At 66.7% G+C, this 18,790-nt stretch carries 20 protein-coding genes; 10 read left to right on the top strand and 10 right to left on the bottom strand.

The annotated features are described in order from the left end of the window. Positions 1-22 precede the first annotated feature (22 nt). Positions 23-1,402 carry a sigma-54-dependent transcriptional regulator gene (locus H9654_RS09405; protein WP_191770625.1) on the top strand — a complete coding sequence of 460 codons (1,380 nt, stop codon included), beginning with the start codon at positions 23-25 and terminating at the stop codon, positions 1,400-1,402. Between the two features lie 39 nt (positions 1,403-1,441). On the opposite strand, the gene H9654_RS09410 is transcribed toward H9654_RS09405, so the two are convergent. Further along, a complete protein-coding gene (locus tag H9654_RS09410) occupies positions 1,442-1,900 on the bottom strand; it encodes a (R)-mandelonitrile lyase (RefSeq protein WP_191770626.1) in 459 nt (152 codons plus the stop codon). A 139-nt stretch (positions 1,901-2,039) separates the two neighbouring features. Between H9654_RS09410 and H9654_RS09415 the strand changes: the two genes are divergently transcribed. After that, positions 2,040-2,942 carry a LysR family transcriptional regulator gene (locus H9654_RS09415; protein WP_191770627.1) on the top strand — a complete coding sequence of 301 codons (903 nt, stop codon included), beginning with the start codon at positions 2,040-2,042 and terminating at the stop codon, positions 2,940-2,942. A gap of 29 nt (positions 2,943-2,971) precedes the next feature. On the opposite strand, the gene H9654_RS09420 is transcribed toward H9654_RS09415, so the two are convergent. The 4 genes from H9654_RS09420 to H9654_RS09435 all read right to left on the bottom strand — a co-directional run bounded on the left by H9654_RS09420 (position 2,972) and on the right by H9654_RS09435 (position 7,118). After that, the gene (locus H9654_RS09420) at positions 2,972-3,955 is read right to left on the bottom strand and encodes an aldo/keto reductase (RefSeq protein WP_191770628.1); all 984 of its coding nucleotides are present in this window, start codon (positions 3,953-3,955) and stop codon (positions 2,972-2,974) included. A 158-nt stretch (positions 3,956-4,113) separates the two neighbouring features. After that, positions 4,114-4,743, bottom strand: a complete 630-nt coding sequence (locus H9654_RS09425; protein WP_191770629.1) for a hypothetical protein — start codon at positions 4,741-4,743, stop codon at positions 4,114-4,116. Between the two features lie 104 nt (positions 4,744-4,847). After that, entirely contained in the window at positions 4,848-5,993 is a 1,146-nt protein-coding gene (locus H9654_RS09430) for a PilT/PilU family type 4a pilus ATPase (RefSeq protein WP_080335115.1), read from the bottom strand. Positions 5,994-6,080: 87 nt separating this feature from the next. Beyond that, a complete protein-coding gene (locus tag H9654_RS09435; protein WP_042613426.1) occupies positions 6,081-7,118 on the bottom strand; it encodes a type IV pilus twitching motility protein PilT in 1,038 nt (345 codons plus the stop codon). 87 nt (positions 7,119-7,205) lie between these two features. On the opposite strand from H9654_RS09435, the gene H9654_RS09440 reads away from it, so the two are divergent. Further along, complete coding sequence (locus tag H9654_RS09440; protein ID WP_191770630.1) at positions 7,206-7,883, top strand: YggS family pyridoxal phosphate-dependent enzyme; 678 nt, start codon at positions 7,206-7,208, stop codon at positions 7,881-7,883. 18 nt (positions 7,884-7,901) lie between these two features. Further along, positions 7,902-8,723: a pyrroline-5-carboxylate reductase gene (gene proC / locus H9654_RS09445; protein ID WP_191770631.1), complete on the top strand. Its 822-nt coding sequence runs from the start codon at positions 7,902-7,904 to the stop codon at positions 8,721-8,723. A 30-nt stretch (positions 8,724-8,753) separates the two neighbouring features. On the opposite strand, the gene H9654_RS09450 is transcribed toward proC, so the two are convergent. Beyond that, positions 8,754-9,698 (bottom strand): LysR family transcriptional regulator, encoded by a 945-nt coding sequence (locus H9654_RS09450; protein WP_191770632.1) that lies wholly within the window; start codon positions 9,696-9,698, stop codon positions 8,754-8,756. Between the two features lie 94 nt (positions 9,699-9,792). Between H9654_RS09450 and H9654_RS09455 the strand changes: the two genes are divergently transcribed. Next, the gene (locus H9654_RS09455; RefSeq protein ID WP_191770633.1) at positions 9,793-10,395 is read left to right on the top strand and encodes a short chain dehydrogenase; all 603 of its coding nucleotides are present in this window, start codon (positions 9,793-9,795) and stop codon (positions 10,393-10,395) included. 37 nt (positions 10,396-10,432) lie between these two features. On the opposite strand, the gene soxR is transcribed toward H9654_RS09455, so the two are convergent. After that, entirely contained in the window at positions 10,433-10,867 is a 435-nt protein-coding gene (gene soxR / locus H9654_RS09460) for a redox-sensitive transcriptional activator SoxR (RefSeq protein WP_191770634.1), read from the bottom strand. 66 nt (positions 10,868-10,933) lie between these two features. Between soxR and H9654_RS09465 the strand changes: the two genes are divergently transcribed. After that, positions 10,934-12,292: an MFS transporter gene (locus H9654_RS09465; RefSeq protein WP_191770635.1), complete on the top strand. Its 1,359-nt coding sequence runs from the start codon at positions 10,934-10,936 to the stop codon at positions 12,290-12,292. 122 nt (positions 12,293-12,414) lie between these two features. On the opposite strand, the gene H9654_RS09470 is transcribed toward H9654_RS09465, so the two are convergent. Further along, entirely contained in the window at positions 12,415-14,397 is a 1,983-nt protein-coding gene (locus H9654_RS09470; RefSeq protein WP_191770705.1) for an esterase/lipase family protein, read from the bottom strand. After that, positions 14,397-15,374, bottom strand: a complete 978-nt coding sequence (locus H9654_RS09475) for an Lnb N-terminal periplasmic domain-containing protein (RefSeq protein WP_191770636.1) — start codon at positions 15,372-15,374, stop codon at positions 14,397-14,399. The genes H9654_RS09470 and H9654_RS09475 overlap by 1 nt, the downstream gene beginning before the upstream one ends. 225 nt (positions 15,375-15,599) lie before the next feature. On the opposite strand from H9654_RS09475, the gene H9654_RS09480 reads away from it, so the two are divergent. Continuing rightward, a complete protein-coding gene (locus H9654_RS09480; protein WP_191770637.1) occupies positions 15,600-16,001 on the top strand; it encodes a GFA family protein in 402 nt (133 codons plus the stop codon). A 264-nt stretch (positions 16,002-16,265) separates the two neighbouring features. After that, complete coding sequence (locus tag H9654_RS09485; RefSeq protein ID WP_191770638.1) at positions 16,266-16,487, top strand: hypothetical protein; 222 nt, start codon at positions 16,266-16,268, stop codon at positions 16,485-16,487. 9 nt (positions 16,488-16,496) lie between these two features. On the opposite strand, the gene H9654_RS09490 is transcribed toward H9654_RS09485, so the two are convergent. Continuing rightward, a complete protein-coding gene (locus H9654_RS09490) occupies positions 16,497-17,267 on the bottom strand; it encodes a class I SAM-dependent methyltransferase (protein ID WP_191770639.1) in 771 nt (256 codons plus the stop codon). Between the two features lie 191 nt (positions 17,268-17,458). Between H9654_RS09490 and H9654_RS09495 the strand changes: the two genes are divergently transcribed. Together H9654_RS09495 and H9654_RS09500 are read left to right on the top strand one after the other, a co-directional pair. Beyond that, the gene (locus H9654_RS09495) at positions 17,459-18,598 is read left to right on the top strand and encodes a PepSY-associated TM helix domain-containing protein (RefSeq protein ID WP_191770640.1); all 1,140 of its coding nucleotides are present in this window, start codon (positions 17,459-17,461) and stop codon (positions 18,596-18,598) included. After that, positions 18,595-18,759: a hypothetical protein gene (locus H9654_RS09500; RefSeq protein ID WP_191770641.1), complete on the top strand. Its 165-nt coding sequence runs from the start codon at positions 18,595-18,597 to the stop codon at positions 18,757-18,759. Before H9654_RS09495 ends, H9654_RS09500 begins: the two co-directional genes overlap by 4 nt. Positions 18,760-18,790 lie beyond the last annotated feature (31 nt).

The raw sequence follows: 18,790 nt of genomic DNA on the forward strand, positions 1-18,790 counted from the left end.
CCCCTCCGCTATCTTCTCAACCATGAACGAAACCCGTAGCGCACTGGTCGTCGATGACGAGCGCGACATCCGCGAACTGCTGGTGCTGACCCTGGGCCGGATGGGCCTGCGTATCAACACCGCCGCCAATCTCGCCGAAGCACGCGAGCTGCTGGCCAGCAATCCGTACGATCTCTGCATCACCGATATGCGGCTGCCCGATGGCAACGGCATCGAACTGGTCACCGAGATCGCCCAGCACTACCCGCGCACGCCGGTAGCGATGATCACCGCCTTCGGCAGCATGGACCTGGCCGTGGAGGCGCTGAAGGCCGGCGCGTTCGATTTCGTCAGCAAGCCGGTGGACATCTCCGTGCTGCGCGGACTGGTCAAGCACGCGCTGGAACTCAACAACACCGAACGGCCACCCGCGGCCGCCCCGGCCGAACAGCAAGGACGCCTGCTCGGCGGCTCACCGGCGATGGATACCCTGCGCAGCACGCTGGGCAAGGTGGCACGCAGCCAGGCCCCGGTGTACATCCTTGGCGAATCGGGGGTGGGCAAGGAACTGGTCGCGCGCACCATCCACGAGCAGGGCGCGCGCGCGGCGGGCCCGTTCATTCCGGTCAACTGCGGTGCCATTCCGTCGGAGCTGATGGAAAGCGAGTTCTTCGGCCACAAGAAGGGCAGCTTCACCGGCGCCCACGCCGACAAACCCGGCCTGTTCCAGGCAGCACACGGCGGCACCCTGTTCCTGGACGAGGTGGCCGAACTGCCGCTGCAGATGCAGGTCAAACTGCTGCGCGCCATCCAGGAAAAATCAGTCCGGCCGGTCGGTGCTTCCGCGGAAATCGCGGTGGACGTGCGGATCCTGTCGGCTACCCACAAGGACTTGTCCGAGCTGGTGGACGAAGGCCGCTTCCGACACGACCTGTACTACCGCATCAACGTGATCGAACTGCGCGTTCCGCCGCTGCGCGAGCGCCATGAAGACCTGCCCGAACTGGCAGCTGCGATCCTGGCACGGCTGGCACGCACCCACGGCTGCGCCGTGCCGCTGCTGGCGCCGTCGGCACTGGAAGCGCTCGCTGTGTACGGCTTCCCCGGCAACGTGCGCGAACTTGAAAACATCCTGGAGCGGGCACTGGCGTTGGCCGAGGGAGACAGCATCGGCGCGGCTGACCTGCGCCTGCCGCAGACCAATGGCCGCAATGGTGGCAGCAACGCCGCACCGCCGGTGGAAGCGGTCGTCGACCTGCCGGCAGGCAATGCCGCCCTGCCCTCCTACATCGAACAGATGGAGCGCACCGCCATCCAGCGCGCGCTGGAAGAGAACCGCTGGAACAAGACCCGCACCGCCGCGCAGCTCGGCATCACCTTCCGCGCGCTGCGCTACAAGCTGAAGAAACTCGGGATGGAATGAGGGTCGTCCGCATGACGCCATGACGGCCAGCGGCCGTCACTACCGTTCTCCGTACTGCGCCTCGCTCACCTGTTCCAACCAGGTCACCGGGCTGCCATCGACCGCCTCGGCGATGGCGATATGGCTCATCGCCACGTCCGCCTGCGCGCCATGCCAGTGCTTCACGCCGGGCGGAATCCACACGATATCGCCGGTACGCAGGGCCTGCCGTGGTTTGCCCCACTCCTGCACCCAGCCGGTGCCGGCGGTGACGATCAACGTCTGCCCCAGCGGATGGGTATGCCAGGCCGTGCGGGCACCGGGTTCGAAGGTCACCGTCGCCCCACCGACGCGCGCCGGTGCGCTGCCCTGGAACGGCGCGTCGATGCGCACCGTACCGGTGAAATAGCTGGCGGGGCCGGCGGCGGACGGCGTGCTGCCAGGCGCTGTGACGGTGATGGCGGAAGACTCGCCGGCAGGGGTGGCCATGGCCATCATCGCGGTCAGTAACAGGGACATCAGGCGTCTCCTCGCTTCGGGTAGGTGACCAGCCTACGCCGCGTCCGCAGGAATAGTGCACCGTGCCGCGTGGATGCATCCAGAAACACCGCTCATCAATCGATTGCTGCCGGCGGTGGGCCGGGCCATGATGCAGGCCATGCCCCGTGAAAACCTCAACGACCTGCAAGCCTTCGTCCACGTCGCCCGCGAAGGCAGCTTCACCCGCGCCGCTGCGCAACTGGGAGTATCCCAGTCAGCGCTCAGCCACACCCTGCGTGCCTTGGAACAGCGGCTGGGGGTGCGCCTGCTGACCCGCACCACGCGCAGCGTTTCCACCACCGAGGCCGGCCAGCGACTGCTGGATACCCTGTCACCGCGCCTGGCCGAGATTGAAGACGAGCTGGCCGCACTGGCCGAATACCGCGATCGTCCAGCCGGCACCATCCGCATCAGTGCCGCCGGCCACGCCGCCGAGCACGTGGTCTGGCCACGCCTGGCACGCGTGCTGCAGCAGTATCCGGACCTGAAAGTGGAGCTGACCGTGGATTACGGGCTGGCCGACATCGTCGCCCAGCGCCACGACATCGGCATCCGCCTGGGCGACCAGGTCGCCCGGGACATGATCGCCGTGCAGATCAGCCCACCGCTGCGCATGTGCGTGGCGGGATCGCCGGCCTACTTCCGCCACCACGTCATCCCGACGCATCCGCAGGACCTGGCCACGCACAACTGCATCAACCTGCGCCTGCCAACCCACGGTGGGCTGATGCCTTGGGAGTTCGCGCGTGGTGGCGAGGAAATCAACGTCCGCGTCAGCGGTCAGTGGACCTTCAACAACAGTGCATTGATGTTGCGGGCGGCACTGGCCGACGGCGGCCTGGCGTGGCTGCCGTGCGACCTTGCCCAGCAGGCGGTCGACAGCGGCCGGCTGCTGTCGGTGCTGGAAGACTGGTGCCCGGATTTTGATGGGTACTACGCCTACTACCCATCGCGTCGCCAGGCCTCGGTCGCCCTGCGCATCGTCCTCGATGCGCTGCGCGGAGCCGGGCATCCTGATTGACGGCCAGCGGCCGTCACTACCGGCATCAGTTACCGCCCGACCAGCTTGGCGCCCTGCGCATTGTAACGCTCGCCCACGATCGCGATCTCGGCAAGCGCCGCATCGATCCGACCCAGTGCCGTGGCATCCAGCACCAACGACGCCGCACCCAGGTTCTCCTGCAGCCTCGACAGCTTGGTCGTTCCCGGAATCGGTACGATCCACGGTGCCTGCGCCAGCAACCAGGCCAACGCCACCTGCGCCGGCGTCGCACCCTTGTCAGCGGCAATCACACCGATGCGCTCCACCAGCGCCTGGTTGGCCGCACGCGCTTCGACGGCAAAACGCGGTACCAAATTACGGAAGTCCGTGCTGTCGAAGGTAGTACCGGCGCTGATCGCACCGGTCAGAAAGCCTTTGCCCAGCGGACTGAACGGCACGAAGCCGATGCCCAGTTCTTCCAGCACCGGCAGCAGCTCGTCTTCCGGCTGCCGCCACCACAAGGAGTACTCACTCTGGACTGCCGCCACCGGCTGCACCGCATGCGCGCGGCGCACGGTTGCCGCACTGGCTTCGGACAGGCCGAAATGCCGCACCTTGCCCTCGGCGATCAACTCGCCCACGGTCCCGGCTACGTCTTCGATCGGTACGTTCGGATCCACCCGATGCTGGTAAAACAGATCGATGTGATCGGTACCCAGGCGCTTCAGGCTGGCCTCGGCCACCGCGCGTATACGCTCGGGCCGGCTGTCCAGCCCCGCATTGGCGCGGCCGTCCTTGAAACCAAACTTGGTGGCGATGACCAGTTTCTTCCGATACGGCGCCAGCGCCTCGCCCAGCAGCACTTCGTTGTCGAATGGGCCATAGGCCTCAGCAGTATCGAAGAAGGTCACGCCCTGCTCCACCGCCGCATGCAGCAGGGCCGTGGCCGCAGCACGATCAGTCGCCGGCCCATAGCCAAAGCTGAGCCCCATGCAGCCCAGGCCAAGCGCGGAAACGCGCAGGCCGCTGCGGCCAAGTTCACGGGTTTGCATGAGGGATGCTCCTTCCGGCACTGCCGGAACCAAGGGGGGGAAAGCCCACGTTACGCCGTGCCCTGTCCTGCATTGGAGTACCCGGCGCGCTGGCCGTGATGAATCCTGCTCACGACTGATGGGGTGGCGGTAGCGCCGGCCCATGCCCGGCGGGCGCGCTACAGCCTGCGATGGATCTCACACCCACCCAGTCGCATCATCGTGGCCCCGGCCTGTCTGACCGCAGGATCCTCGGGTCGCCAGCGTTCGACCAGTCGCTGCTGGCCATCGACACGGGATTCCAGCGACCAGCTTTCACCGTCCAACCCGCCCATCCCTGGATCCGCTTCAGGTGTGGATTGCAGGGCGCTGAAAACCGCCTCGATCCGCGACCACTCGGCCCGCTTCAAGGCGCGCGCTGCCGGGCACTTTGAACGCTCCGGCGGCCCCTTCGCATCAGGCGCGCTCATCAGCTGCAGGGAAGTGGACGAAACCCAGGCGGTGCCCTGTGCATCCTTCCATGCGCGCACGCTTACGGTGGGCCAGAAGGAAGGATCCCAGGTGAAACGATAGGCCTGCGCAGGCACGTCGCCACAACGCAGTGAAGGTTCACCAAGGCCCTTCATCGTGTGCTCGTACGAAAAGAGCCGGACATCTCGCTGCATGGCGGCATCGGAGCCATCGTCAGCCGGGAACGCAATGTACCAGCCGCGTTTTTCCGGGCTCGTGCAGCCTGCGGGTGTGGGCGCCGTCGCGTTGGCGGCGGTGGCGCTACAGAACAGGAACGCGGCCAGCAGAATACATTTCATCCAATGACTTCTGTCGTTGATTTTTGGCCGGCGCGGGGGGAAGCCGCGCTGCGCGCGTGCGGACCAAGGTCCGCACCTACCCGTCCGCATCCACCCGTCCGGGCTCAGCGGACTTCCGAGATTTCCACGCCGTCCAGGCCCTGCGCCAGCGTGCGGGCATCGCCGCCCTGGCTCAGCTTGATCTTCAGGCGCACCTCGTTCTGCGAATCCGCATAGCGCAGCGCGTCCTCGTAGCTGATCTCGCCCGCCTGGTACAGCTCGAACAGGCTCTGGTCGAAGGTCTTCATGCCCAGCTGGGTGGACTCCTTCATCACTTCCTTCAGCTTGTGGATCTCACCTTCGCGGATGTAATCCTGCACCAGAGGAGTGCCCAGCATGATCTCCATCGCCACCTTGCGCGAACGGCCATCGGGCGAAGGAATCAGCTGCTGCGCGACCACGCCCTTGATGTTCAGTGACAGATCCATCAGCAACTGGTTGCGCCGGTCTTCGGGGAAGAAGTTGATGATGCGGTCCATCGCCTGGTTGGCGTTGTTCGCATGCAGCGTGCACAGCACCAGGTGGCCGGTTTCGGCGAAGGCGATGGCATGGTCCATGCCTTCGCGGGTACGCACCTCGCCGATCATGATCACGTCCGGCGCCTGGCGCAGGGTGTTCTTCAGCGCCGCTTCCCAGCTGTCGGTATCGATGCCGACTTCGCGCTGGGTGATGATGCAGCCCTCATGGCGGTGCACGAACTCGATCGGATCCTCGATGGTGATGATGTGCCCGGTCGAATTGTGGTTGCGGTAGCCGATCATCGCCGCAAGCGAAGTCGACTTGCCGGTACCGGTCGCGCCGACGAACAGGATGATGCCGCGCTTGGTCATCGCCAGCGTCTTGATGATCGGCGGCAGCGCCAGCTCATCCACGGTGGGAATGCGCGTTTCGATCCGGCGCAGCACCATGCCGACCTGGTTGCGCTGGTAGAAACAGCTCACACGGAAGCGACCGACACCGGACAGGCCGATGGCGAAGTTGCACTCGTGGGTCTTTTCGAATTCCTCGCGCTGCGCCGGCGTCATCACGTTCAGCACCAGGTCGCGGCTCTGCTGCGGCGTCAGCGGGGTCTGGGTGATCGGCGAGATCTTGCCGTTGACCTTGATCGCCGGCGGCATGCCTGCGGTGATGAACAGGTCCGAGGCGCGCTGGTGCGCCATCAGCTTGAGGAAGGAAGTGAAATCGATGGTGTTGGTGGCGGCACTGTTCACGGCAGACTCCAGGAAACGGGACGGGGGCTCGGCACGGCGGCCCGCGGTGCGCGCCGAGCCGACGCGCGCCGCCCGCCGTCGCCTGCCTTACTCGAACAGGCGCTTGTCCTTGGCGTACTCTTTGGCCTGGTTGCGCGTGATCAGGCTGCGCTTGACCAGGTCCTGCAGGTGCTGGTCCAGGGTCATCATGCCGTGCTGCTGGCCGGTCTGGATGGCCGAATACATCTGCGCCACCTTGTCCTCGCGGATCAGGTTGCGGATGGCCGGGGTGCCGACCATGATTTCCCAGGCCGCGGTACGACCGCCACCCACTTTCTTCAACAGGGCCTGCGAGATAACCGCGCGCAGCGACTCGGACAGCATCGAGCGCACCATCGGCTTTTCCCCAGCCGGGAACACGTCGATGATGCGGTCGATGGTCTTGGCCGCCGAACTGGTGTGCAGCGTGCCGAACACCAGGTGGCCGGTTTCCGCCGCGGTCAGCGCCAGGCGGATGGTCTCAAGATCGCGAAGTTCGCCGACCAGGATGATGTCCGGATCTTCACGCAGGGCCGAACGCAGCGCTTCGTTGAAGCCGTGCGTGTCACGGTGCACTTCACGCTGGTTGATCAGGCACTTCTGCGAGGTGTGCACGAACTCGATCGGGTCCTCGACGGTGAGGATGTGCCCGTACTCGTTCTTGTTGATGTAATCGATCATCGCCGCCAGCGTGGTCGACTTGCCGGAACCGGTCGGGCCGGTCACCAGGATCAGGCCCTGCGGCTGCTGGATCACCTCGCGGAACAGCGGCGGGCAGGCCAGGTCCTCCAGCGTCAGCACTTCGGAGGGAATGGTACGGAACACCGCACCGGCGCCGCGGTTCTGGTTGAAGGCATTGACACGGAAGCGCGCGAGCGACGGGATCTCGAACGAGAAATCGACCTCGAGAAACTCTTCGTAATCGCGACGCTGCTTGTCCGACATGATGTCGTAGACAAGCGCATGCACCTGCTTGTGGTCCAGTGCCGGGATGTTGATGCGGCGGACGTCACCATCCACGCGGATCATCGGCGGCAGGCCTGCGGACAGGTGCAGGTCGGATGCTTTGTTTTTTACGGAAAACGCCAACAGCTCGGCGATATCCATGAGCGGCTACTCCCCAATAACGGCTACGACTGGAAGGATCTTTCCCCGGGCGTCAGTATAGCGTCCTGTCAGACCGGAACGCGTCACGTGCAAAGTCCCCTGCCCGGAATACTGAGCAACCTGCAGAACGCGGCGCAGGCCGCCGGGCGGCCAGTGCCCACCCTGCTGGCCGTGTCCAAGACCCAGCCGGCGTCGGCGGTTGCTGCCTTGGCCGCTGAAGGCCAGCGCGCCTTCGGCGAGAATTACGTGCAGGAGGCGCTGGCGAAGATCGAGGCGCTGCAAGGCCTTGGGCTGGAATGGCACCTGATCGGCCACCTGCAGTCGAACAAGTCCGAGGTTGTCGCGCGTCATTTCCAGTGGGTGCAGAGCGTGGACCGGAGCAAGCTGGTCACCGCCCTGGCGCGCCATCGGCCGGTTGATCTGCCGCCCTTGAACGTGCTGATCCAGGTCAACATCGACGATGAAAGCAGCAAGCACGGCTGCCAGCCTGCGCAGGTCGACGCGCTGGCGGCGGCCATCGCCGCCGAGCCCACCCTGCAGCTGCGCGGGCTGATGGCCATCCCGGCGCCGTGGCCCGATCCTGCGCAACGCCACGTGGCCTTCAGCCGCATGCAGGCGCTGCAGCAGGCTCTGCAGAGCCGATACCCACAGGCCGACACGCTGTCGATGGGCATGAGCAGCGACTACGCCGAGGCCATCGCCGATGGCGCCACCATGGTCCGCATCGGCACCGCGCTGTTCGGCGCGCGCGTCCGTCCGGCCTGAACTGAAAGGAGCATCCGCATGACCGATTCCTCCATCGCTTTCATCGGCGGCGGCAACATGGCCCGCAGCCTGATCGCCGGCCTGGTCCGACAGGGCACCGCGGCCGCCGACATCCATGTCGCCGAGCCGGTGGACGCCCTGCGCGCTGCGCTGGCTGCTGACTTCGGGGTCACCACGTACGCCACCGCGGGCGAGGCCGCTGCCCAGGCCCGCGCCTGGGTACTGGCGGTGAAGCCGCAGGTGCTGCCTGAAGTGTGTGCCTCGCTTCAGCCCGTGGCGGCCGCGCAGCGACCGCTGCTGGTCTCCATCGCCGCCGGCATCACCAGCAGCCAGCTGGATCGCTGGCTGGGCGGCGGCATCGCCGTGGTGCGCGCGATGCCCAACACCCCTGCCCTGCTGGGTGCAGGGGTTACGGGGCTGTTCGCCACCGCCCAGGTCAGCGACGATCAACGCGCGCAGGCCGACCGGGTGCTGTCCAGCGCCGGCCGTACCGTATGGGTGGACGATGAAGCACTGATGGATTCGGTCACTGCGGTGTCCGGCAGCGGCCCGGCGTATGTGTTCCTGTTGGCCGAGGCGATGGAAGCGGCCGGCATCGCGCAGGGATTGCCGGCCGAGGCGGCGCGCACGCTGGTGCAACAGACCCTGCTGGGCGCATCGCGGATGCTCGATGAAGCCGGTGAAGCGCCGGCCGAACTGCGCCGCCGGGTGACCTCGCCGGGCGGCACCACGCAGGCGGCGATCGAGGCCTTCCAGGCCGGCGGCTTCGAGGCGCTGGTCGCGAAGGCGCTGGCCGCCGCCCAGGCACGTGGCCGCGAACTGTCCGCCGCCAACGATTGAACCCCCGACGGCACTGACGGCCGCTGGCCGTCATGCCGCGCCGCGCTGCGCGCTCGCCGAGCGTGGCTCGGTGCTACCGCTCCAGGTTTCCGGTGACACTGGAAACCGCTCCACCAGGAAATCCACGAAACACTGCAGGCGCGGACGCGGCCGGCGGTCCGGCAGGTAGATCAGGTGCATCGGGCGTGGCACCGGTAGATACGCTTCCAATACGCTGACCAGCCGCCCTGCGGCGATGTCCTCACCCAGCAGCGCCGTCGGCTGCAGCACCAGCCCAGCACCGGCCAGTGCCGCCTGGCGCAACGCTTGCCCGTCATTGCTGCTCAGCCGCGCCCGCGGCTCCCAGTCCACCGGCTCACCGCTGGCCAGCCGCCAGCCATGGCCACCGCGCCAGGCCAGATGGCCCAGGCAATCATGCACGGCCAAGTCGGACGGCAACTGCGGCGTACCCCTGCGTTGCAGGTAGGCCGGCGATGCACACAGGCTCATCGCATAGGGCGGCAGCGGCCGCGCCACCAGCTCACGCGACGGCAGCGGCCCCACCCGGATGGCGGCGTCGAAGCCATCCTCGATCAGGTCCACGGTGCGGTTGCTCAGGTCCAGCTCGATATTCAACAGCGGCTGCGCCTGCAGCAACGACGCCAGCGCCGGTGCCAGCACGCAGCTTCCCCACGTGCTCGGCGCGCTCACCCGTAGCAGCCCGCGCGGCTGCAGTTGCAGGCCGGCCACGCTCGCTTCGGCCTGCTGCACCTGCTCCAGCACCTGCCGGCAGCCGGCCAGGTAGGCCGCGCCGGCCTCGGTCAGCCGTTGCCGGCGCGTATTCCGCTGCAGCAACGCCGCGCCCAGGTGCCTCTCCAACTGCTGGATGTATTTGCCGACCATTACCGCCGATACCTGCAGCTGTTCGGCGGCGCGCGCGAAGCTGCCGTGGTCGGCCACCGCCGCGAAGGCCTGCATGCAGCGCAAGGTGTCCATTGCAAACCCTGGATTCGGAATGAGCAAATCATACCCCGCTTACCGAAAGCTCAACGAGGTAGCAGACTGAGCGTGTCCCCAACGGAGAAGCAGCATGAAGATCCTGATCGTCGGCGCGTCCGGCACCCTCGGCCAAGCCGTCGCCGCCCACCTGGGGCGGCAGCATGAAATCCTGGCGGCCGGTCGCCACAGTGGCCAGCACCAGGTCGACCTCACCGACGACCGCAGCGTGCAGGCACTGTTCGAAGCCACCGGCCCGCTGGACGCGGTGATCGCCACCACCGGCCAGGTCCACTTCGGGCCGTTGCAGGACATGTCCGCCGCGCAGTTCGACAGCGGCCTGCAGGACAAACTGCTCGGCCAGGTGCGGCTGGCACTGGCCGCCCAGCATCACCTGCGCGTGGGCGGCTCCATCACCCTCACCAGCGGCATCATCAGCGCCCAGCCTATCCGCGACGGCAGCAACGCCACCGCAGTCAACGCCGGGTTGGAAGGCTTCGTGCGCGCTGCAGCGTTCGAACTGGCCGCGCGCGGGCTGCGCATCAACATCGTCAGCCCGACCGTGCTGGAAGAATCGGCCGCCGCCTATGCGCCGTATTTCCCCGGCTTTGAACCGGCACCTGCGCGCCGCGTCGCACTGGCGTACCAGCGCGCGGTGGAAGGCATCCAGAGCGGGCAGACGCTCACCGTGTGGTGAGGCAAGCGGCGCCGACCGGCGGTGGCACGACGCAGCGCTATTCCCAGCGCTGCGGACCGTCACCCTGCTCACCCAGCCTGTCATCCGGGTTGGCCAGGCGGCAGCGCTTCAATGACAGGCAACCGCAGCCGATGCAGCCGGTCAGCTGGTCGCGCAGGAACTGCAGCAGGTGGATGCGCTCATCCAGTTCGGTACCCCAGCGCGCGGACATGCGCGACCATTCGGCCTTGGTCGGCGTGCGGCCTTCGGGAAGCTCGGCCAACGCCGCACCCACCGCTTCCAGTGGCATGCCCACGCGTTGGGCCACGCGGATCACCGCCAGCCGCCGCAGCACATCGCGCGGGAAGCGGCGCTGGTTGCCTGCGTTGCGCAGGCTGCGGATCAGCCCCTTGCGCTCATAGAAATGCAATGCGGACACGGCGACGCCGCTGCGTTTGGCCACCTCGCCTACACTAAGCTCCTGCGTCGCCATCACTTGACCTCAACCTTGGTTGAGGCGTGATGCTGCCGCCTCCGCTTCGCCAATACAAGTGCCTGCATGAACGCCCCCGCCGCCTCGATCGCTCCACCGGATGATGCCTCCATCCTTTCGCCGCGCTACCGCGCCACCACCATCGGCATGGTCGCGCTGGTCGCGCTGGTCGCGTTCGAGGCCCTCGCCGTGGCCGCCGCCATGCCCACCGTGGCGCTGGCGCTGGATGGCCTGCGCCTGTACGCAGTGGCCTTCGGCGGTGCGCTGGCGACCAGCGTGATCGGCATGAGCGTGGCCGGCCGCCTGTGCGACCAGCAAGGTCCGCCGCGTCCGCTGTGGTTCGGACTGGGCTTCTTCCTGGCCGGCCTGATCGTGGCCGGACTGGCCCCGCGCATGGGCGTGCTGGTGGCTGGGCGCCTGCTGCAGGGCGTGGGCATCGGTGCAGTATCGGTGTCGTTGTACGTGCTGGTGGCGCGCACCTTCCCGGAAGCGCTGCGGCCGAAGGTTTTCGCTGCGTTCTCCGCGGGCTGGGTGGTGCCTTCGCTGATCGGTCCGTCGATCAGCGGGCTGATCGTGCAATACGTCGGCTGGCGCTGGGTCTTCCTGGCGGTACCGGTGTTGGCCCTACCCGCCGCCCTGCTGCTGGTGCCGGCACTGCGCGCCAGTGCGCAGCATCCGCGCACCGAGGTCGCATCACGGCCGGTGGTGCGTTGGGCGATCGGCACCGCACTTGCCGCGCTGCTGCTGTACCTGGGCGGCCAGCAGCAGGGCATCCTCGCCATCGCGCTGATGGCTGCGGCGCTGGTCCTGCTGGTGGCCTGCGCACGCCACCTGCTGCCCACCGGTACGCTGCGTCTCGGCCGCGGCCTGCCCAGCGTGATCGCGATGCGCGGCATCGCCGCGTCGGCCTTCTTTGCGGCCGAAGCATTCCTGCCGCTTCTGCTGCAGCGCGAACGCCATCTGTCTCCGCTGTGGGCCGGCGCCGCGTTGAGCATGGGCGCGTTGGGCTGGTTCGCCGGCTCATGGATGCAGGGACACCAGCGCCGCGGCTGGACCCGGGCCCACCTGCTGCAGGCCGGTGCGTGGATGATGTGCGGCGGTCTGCTGCTGACCTCGCTGACCCTGCAGCAGGGCGTGCCGCTGTTGCTTGCCCTGGCAGGCTGGTCACTGACCGGGCTGGGCATGGGCCTGATCTACCCCAGCCTGTCGGTGCTCACCTTGTCGATGTCGGCACCGCACGAACAGGGCGCGAACAGTTCAGCCCTGCAGCTCAGCGAAGGGGTCGGCGTGGCGACCACGCTGGCGTTGTCGGGATCGTTGTTTGCCGCCTTCGTCGACGGCCGCGAGACGCTGGGCTACCTGCTCTGCTTCGCCGTGACGCTGCTGCTGGCGCTGCTGGCCACGGTGGTCGCGCGGCGCGTCTGATCGCCGCCACCGTTGGTGGGTGAGGGGTGGGTGTGGGTGACGACCGTTGGTCGTCACGTCGTTGATCGAGGGCGGCCCTGTGACGACCAACGGTCGTCACCTACCGATCTGCGGATTCCAGATCAGGGCCGTGCGCCCACCTCGTCCACGTCCTCGCGCAGGATGCGGCGGATTTCCAGCACCGCCTGCGGGGTTTCCTGCACGCTGTGGCCGGAGATGATCACTTTCTCCGACACCGCACCGTCCAGGTGCGCGCTCCAGTACGGGACCAGTCCGTCATCGGACTGCAGCAGCGGCACATCCGCCTTGCGATGGGCGATGATCGAGTGATATTTCAAGCCCGGCTGGATCGGTAGCGAGCCTGCCGCCATCACGAACGGATCGCTGGATTTCAGGTTGTCGATGCTGTTCGGCACGCGCAGTTTCTCGCTGCCGCTGCGCTGCGCATCGGCCTGCTGCAGCGTGTTGAAGGCATCCTCGAACGAGCCCAGGATCGTCAGCGGCAGGCGTACCAGACGGCCGATCAGGCGACCCACGCGGTTACCGGCGATGTCCGTACCCTTGTGCGGAGCGGCAATGAAGATCGCCCGTTCCACGTTCGGCTGCGGCTGGAACTGCAGCAACGGCCCCAACTTGGTCCTTACCCGCTGCAGGCGCTCGCCCTTCAGGTCATAGCGCGCCATCAGGTCATTCCACAGCACATCGCCTGAGGAACTGAGCATCAAGCGGCCGAGCACGCCGCCCATGCTGTGGCCGATGAATACCTGATCCTTCGACGCGCGCGACTGCCCACCCGGATCGAAGTGCTTCAGCGTGCTGTTGAACGCACGCGAGATCTCATAGCGGTTCAGGGCGATTGGCGCGTTGGTGGGGTAATACACCTGCCACACCTGGAACTCACGGCGCAGTTCCTCTTCACCCATGATCTCGTTGGCCACGTTCACCCAGGCTTCGGGACTGCTGCCCAGGCCGTGCAGCATGAAGATGATGCGGCGATCCGGGTCCCACGGCTGCATCAGGTAGATGTGCGGTTCCTTGATACCTTCGGCCATGCCGAACAGGGTGCGCAGCGCCTGCGTGGCAAAGCCGCTCTGCGCCAGCCACAGTCCATACGCGGCGGTGAAATTGCCGGCCAGCGGTACCTGCTGACCGTGCAGGTCCACGCGCTCGGTGGCCTCGGGCGAATACACGTCCAGCAGCACCTGACGGGTCTGCAGTACCTCGTCCAACGAATTGCCCTTGAAGCGCAGCAGCGCGGTGGCATTGATCGAGGACATCTCGCTGTACTGGGGCACCTCATGCCTGCGCTTCGGTGCTGCGCCATCCACCGGCGCATCAGCATCCGGCAACGGCGTGCTCAACTTCGGTGGATCCATCACCACCACCAGCTCCGCGCCGAAGCCATCGCGACGGTAGGTGCTGCGCAGGCCGACGAAACTGATCGTAGCCGCCGACACCAACCGGGTCGGGATGCTGGGCATCGACAGGCGGTCGTAGTCGGAGGTGATGGTCCAGCGCTCGCCGGCCACCGGGGCGTTGTAATCTTCCCCTTCCAGCGCGGAGGCGCGCGCCCGCCGGAACACCACCGAAGCGGTCTGTTCGGCAGCGTAGTTGTAGTAGTCGCGCACCTGGGTCTGGCGATCTTCAAAGGCACGGTCCGACGGCGCGCGCCCGCTGAAGAACAGGTATGCATACGCGAAGCGGGCCGCTTCCAGCCAAGCATCCACCGCCGCATCGCTCATCGGCTCCTTGTCGGCGTGCTTTGGCTTGGGGCTGAGGGCAAGCGCGGTCTGCACCCACAGCTCGGACAACGCGGACATGCGCTGTTCGGCGCTGACGCCATCGGTATCCAGCAGGGTCCGACGGCACGCGACCAGATCCTTTTCGCACTGGCTCGCATCCAGCCCGACCACGCTCAGGGTCTCCTGCGAAGCCGCACTCAGCTTGCCGGTGGTCAGCACGTCGGACCGCTTGGTGGTCAGGTAATCGGTGTTGGCGACCTGCTTGACCGTCACCATCGCGCAGCCACTGCCGATCAGCAGCACGGTGGCCGCCAGCAGCAGGCGCACGCTGCGCTGCCAGTTGAAGGGGTATGCCGCGGCCATCATGGTTGGTCTTCCTGTGCGGTACCGGGAACGCCGCGGCGTATCCAGGCGGAGAAGTCATTCCGGGCCTGCGGCTGCAGCGCGCGCTCGGTGATCCGCGCACGTGCCTTCAGCGTGGCAAACGGATAACCCGGCGCCAGCGCGCCCTGGTCGAAGGCGTATTCGTCCAGGTAGCCCGATGCCAGCAGGCGGTAGTCCAGCGGCAGCCCGGGCGCGATGTGGCGCGCCAGGTCGAACACGATGGTGGTGCAGTTGCTGGTCAGCGTGTTGTAGAACGCAGGGGCGGCATCCAGGCTGCGCGCCTGCTCGATATAGCCGGCGAACAGGGTGCGCAGCTGTGCCTGCGTCAGCCCGTGCAGGCGGTACAGATAGACGTCCTCGCCGCGTGCATTGGTACGCGTGCGGATGATGTCCGTCTCTTCCGAGGCCACCAGGGTCATCTCGAACTTGCGGAAGAAGCCGCCCAGGGCGGAGAACGACTCGCCCCGTTCCTTGCGGATTTCCAGCGAGAACACCAGTTGGCGACCGTCGGCGAAACCGAACGACACCAGCGTGTGGGCGATGGCCGGGCCCATCCAGTACGACATCACCAGGTCGGCCGAGCGCAGCTGCTGCAGGTCGTACTCACGGCGCACCCAGCGCGCGTCGTAGTCCTGTTCGGTGCGCCAGGTGAAATCGCGCACGTTGTCCAGCACCACATGGCGCCCGTCGAAGGACACCACGTGCAGGCGCTCGGCCACGTCGTCAGCCCACGTACGGTCCTGGCTGGGGCTCAGCGCTGTCCACCAGAGGGCGGCACAGGCCATGCCCAGCACGTAGGCCGATCCGATGTGCCGGCCGGCGCGTCCGCGGGCCACGCGCAGCGCCATCCAGCCCGCAACCAGCATCCAGGCCAGCGCCAGCAGCGCGCCCAGCCACACCGGCCCAGGGGTCTGGTAGAACAGCAGTCCGCCGGTCCACAGGGCGCCGAGCAGCATGATGATCGCGATCGTCCAACGTCCTGCTGCCTTCACTGTGGTGCTGTCACTTCATCCGTGGGGCGCCTAGTTAGCCACAGCCGGCGCGTTGGCGGAATGGCCGCCTGTTCAGGTTTGGCGAGAGAGAGAGAGCGCGTGACGACCAACGGTCGTCACCCACCACGACCAACGGTCGTCAGCCAGTACCGCCTGCTACACAATGTAGGCATCACCCTGGAGGACCCCATGGGAATCACATCGGTTGCCGGAGTTCCTGTAAACGAGCACCACGCTGCTACCTGCCATTGCGGCGCGGTGGAGCTGCGGCTGCACCTGCCGAACGGCATTGTCGAGCCGCGCCGCTGCGATTGTTCGATGTGCCGAAGGCGCGGTGCCATTGCCGCCAGCGTTGCAGAGGAAGGCTTGCAGGTGGTGCGCGGAGGCGAACAGCTGCGGCTGTACCAGTTCAATACCCACGTGGCCGAACACTGGTTCTGCAGCGTCTGCGGCATCTACACCCATCACCGGCGGCGCTCGAATCCACGCGAGTTCGGCTACAACGTGGCCTGCCTGGAGGGAATCAATCCCTTTGCGCTGGGCGAGGTACCCACCAACGATGGGGTGCACCACCCGGCGGACCGCGACTAGGCCGTCAGTGGCGGCTGCGGCGGGCCGGCGCGGCGACTTTCTGCCAGGGTGAGATTGCCATGCGCCCGGCACGCGCGGGGCGCTTGAGGGTCAGTCGGCGCGCGTGCGCTTCCGGTAATGCTTCCGGTGCGGGGGCAACCGGCACCGAGGCGGGAACGGCAAGTAGACGGTCGATGAGCCACATGACAGGTCTCCGTGGGGGGCGGGTGTGTCCACCCTATTCCCGCCCCGGCGACCGCCATGTGATCCGGCAATGACACCGCGATGACCGCGCTGAACGGCAACGCGCAGCCGATTCAGGCTGGCGACGAGTTCTCCCTGCCGCTTGCCGAAGAGAAACAGCAGACGCTGCAGCTGGAGATCGGCGACGGTGCAAGCACCCCGCGCAGCGACCGCGATCTGCTGTTTGAAGCACTGGCCGACCTGCTGTCCAGCGCGATCCTCTTCACGGACGCCGTACCCGCCATCAGCGCGCGAGGTCCCTGAAAGCTGCTGTCAGCCTGCTTCCGTGACACCACATGTCTTCACGCAACGTAGCACCGTTGAGACCGGATTTCGTTCGTACTCATCCCAGAAGCCTTGAGGAAATGCAGCTCTATCCGATGGATCCGGCGTGGGGCAGTGCCATGACAGCGCACCGAAACCCGCCGCAGTAGCCGCGGCCTGATGGCAACGAGTGCCCCACTGGTAGTCCACTACCCTGATCGGAGGCTCGCCCGCGAATTCGACTGTCAGGCGGTCTGCGTCCGGGTGTGGCTCCTGCGCTATCGCCTTGGCGCCGTAGGCTGACCAGTCGCCGTCCTGCAGCCGATACGCAGGGTTGTTGACCACTGCGACAAGGGTTCCTCCGGGACGAAGCACGGAAGCGGCAGCGCAGTACATCTGCGCCAACTCAAGCGCAGTGGTGGCATGGCAGAAGACCCATGATGCGATGGCGATGTCGAACTCTTCGCGCAACCGCAGGTCACGCAAGTCACGTAGGTCACCCTGCACGAAGGTCATGACATCACCGCCTTCCCGCGACAGCTGGCGGGCCTGCGCCAGCATGTCGGGGGTGCAATCAACGCCCAAGGCGCGCCGCGCGCCGCCCGCCAGCATCTGCCTGCCGTACCAGCCGGTCCCGCAGCCCAGGTCGATGCCATCCAACCCGGTCAGCGGGCCTGCGGCGTGAAGCACGCAGCGCGCTTCCACGGGACGGCAGGCGGAAACCTCTACGCAGTCCTGGTACTGCAAGACGCTCCCGTCGTACATCCTGCCTGTGCTCATGTCACTGCCTCGGGTGGGGGAGGTTCCAGTCTTCGCTGGATGACACACGGGCAACAGAGGGAGTGCCGACAATCCCTGCGCTTGCGAATCATTTGTATTCACATATCCGCATCCGGATAATCCGCTGCGTCAGTCCTCGCCGGTTCTGATCCCCAATTCTCTTCCAGCCGTCGCCCGAGGATTCCTGCTGCATGCAACGCTCTGCCATCAAAGCCTGGTTCGTGGTCCACAAATGGTCCAGTCTGGTCTGCACCCTGTTCCTGCTGCTGCTGTGCCTGACCGGCCTGCCGCTGGTATTCGGCCACGAAATCGCCCACCTCACCGGCGCCGACCCGGAAGTACCGGCCGCACCCGCCGACGCCCCCTTGCGCGACCTGGATGCGCAGGTACAGACCGCGCTGCAGCACTTCCCCGGCAACGTGCCGCTGTTCGTCGGCTGGGACCCGGACGCCCCGCTGATGTACGTCAACACCGGCGCGCGCACCGATACGCCGCCGGCGCAGATGCAGACCGTGCTGCTCAATACCGTCAGTGGCGAACAGGTGCCCGCACCGCAGTTCAACGAAGGCGTGATGTACTTCCTGTACCGCCTGCATACGGACCTGTTCCTTGGCCTGCCCGGCCTGCTGTTCATGGGTGCGATGGGGCTGTTGTTCGTGGTGGCGATCATCTCCGGGCTGGTGCTGTATGGACCCTTCATGCGCAAGCAACGCTTCGGCACCCTGCGCACCGGTCGCAGCCGCCGGCTGGCCTGGCTGGACCTGCACAACGTGATCGGCATCGTCACGCTGGGCTGGGCGCTGGTGGTCGGCCTGACCGGGGCCATCAACACCCTGGCCAAGCCGCTGGAACAGGCCTGGCAAACCCAGCAGCTGGGTGAGTTCGCCGCGCGGTATGCCGGCCAGCCCAAGCCCACCCAGCTGGCTTCGCTGCAGGCAGCGGTGGATACCGCGCGCGCCGCCGAACCGGAGATGCGCCCGGCCTTCGTCAGCTTCCCCGGCACCGGCTACAGCGGTGACCACCACTTCGGCGTGTTCATGCAGGGCAATTCACCACTGACCGAACGCCTGTATCGCCCGGTATTGATCGATGCGAGCACCGGCGCGCTGACCGCGCAGCCGCAGCTGCCGACCTACATGACCGTGCTGCTGTTGAGCCAGCCCCTGCATTTTGGTGACTACGGCAAGCTGCCGTTGAAGATCCTGTGGGCGCTGCTGGACCTGTTGACCATCGCGGTGCTGGTCAGCGGCCTGTACCTGTGGTTCAAGCGCGGCAACACCGCCACGCGCGTGGCCGAGATCGAACGCGCGCAGACGCAGGAGGTGGCATGAAGAGCCCCTTCATCGCACCGGCCTGGATCACCCTGGCGAGCCTGGTCGGGCTGGTCAGTGCCTTGATCGGCGATGGCCTGTTCGACCTCATTTCGTGGGTGATTTTCAGCGGCCTCATCGTCTTGTTCGTGCGAGCATGGATGAAGCGCGACCGCCGCTGATGCGCTGATCCCGGGTGCACGCCGCGCGGCC

The organism is Stenotrophomonas lacuserhaii (assembly GCF_014836545.1).
Classification (GTDB): Bacteria; Pseudomonadota; Gammaproteobacteria; order Xanthomonadales; family Xanthomonadaceae; genus Stenotrophomonas; species Stenotrophomonas lacuserhaii.

What these genes read in the sequence shown, in the direction of transcription:
- H9654_RS09405 (WP_191770625.1), top strand. Translation starts at nt 23, where the DNA reads ATGAACGAAACCCGTAGCGCACTGGTCGTCGATGACGAGCGCGACATC.
- H9654_RS09410 (WP_191770626.1), bottom strand. Translation starts at nt 1,900, where the DNA reads ATGTCCCTGTTACTGACCGCGATGATGGCCATGGCCACCCCTGCCGGC.
- H9654_RS09415 (WP_191770627.1), top strand. Translation starts at nt 2,040, where the DNA reads ATGCCCCGTGAAAACCTCAACGACCTGCAAGCCTTCGTCCACGTCGCC.
- H9654_RS09420 (WP_191770628.1), bottom strand. Translation starts at nt 3,955, where the DNA reads ATGCAAACCCGTGAACTTGGCCGCAGCGGCCTGCGCGTTTCCGCGCTT.
- H9654_RS09425 (WP_191770629.1), bottom strand. Translation starts at nt 4,743, where the DNA reads ATGAAATGTATTCTGCTGGCCGCGTTCCTGTTCTGTAGCGCCACCGCC.
- H9654_RS09435 (WP_042613426.1), bottom strand. Translation starts at nt 7,118, where the DNA reads ATGGATATCGCCGAGCTGTTGGCGTTTTCCGTAAAAAACAAAGCATCC.
- proC (WP_191770631.1), top strand. Translation starts at nt 7,902, where the DNA reads ATGACCGATTCCTCCATCGCTTTCATCGGCGGCGGCAACATGGCCCGC.
- H9654_RS09450 (WP_191770632.1), bottom strand. Translation starts at nt 9,698, where the DNA reads ATGGACACCTTGCGCTGCATGCAGGCCTTCGCGGCGGTGGCCGACCAC.
- H9654_RS09455 (WP_191770633.1), top strand. Translation starts at nt 9,793, where the DNA reads ATGAAGATCCTGATCGTCGGCGCGTCCGGCACCCTCGGCCAAGCCGTC.
- soxR (WP_191770634.1), bottom strand. Translation starts at nt 10,867, where the DNA reads ATGGCGACGCAGGAGCTTAGTGTAGGCGAGGTGGCCAAACGCAGCGGC.
- H9654_RS09465 (WP_191770635.1), top strand. Translation starts at nt 10,934, where the DNA reads ATGAACGCCCCCGCCGCCTCGATCGCTCCACCGGATGATGCCTCCATC.
- H9654_RS09470 (WP_191770705.1), bottom strand. Translation starts at nt 14,397, where the DNA reads ATGGCCGCGGCATACCCCTTCAACTGGCAGCGCAGCGTGCGCCTGCTG.
- H9654_RS09475 (WP_191770636.1), bottom strand. Translation starts at nt 15,374, where the DNA reads ATGCTGCTCGGCGCCCTGTGGACCGGCGGACTGCTGTTCTACCAGACC.
- H9654_RS09480 (WP_191770637.1), top strand. Translation starts at nt 15,600, where the DNA reads ATGGGAATCACATCGGTTGCCGGAGTTCCTGTAAACGAGCACCACGCT.
- H9654_RS09485 (WP_191770638.1), top strand. Translation starts at nt 16,266, where the DNA reads ATGACCGCGCTGAACGGCAACGCGCAGCCGATTCAGGCTGGCGACGAG.
- H9654_RS09490 (WP_191770639.1), bottom strand. Translation starts at nt 17,267, where the DNA reads ATGAGCACAGGCAGGATGTACGACGGGAGCGTCTTGCAGTACCAGGAC.
- H9654_RS09495 (WP_191770640.1), top strand. Translation starts at nt 17,459, where the DNA reads ATGCAACGCTCTGCCATCAAAGCCTGGTTCGTGGTCCACAAATGGTCC.
- H9654_RS09500 (WP_191770641.1), top strand. Translation starts at nt 18,595, where the DNA reads ATGAAGAGCCCCTTCATCGCACCGGCCTGGATCACCCTGGCGAGCCTG.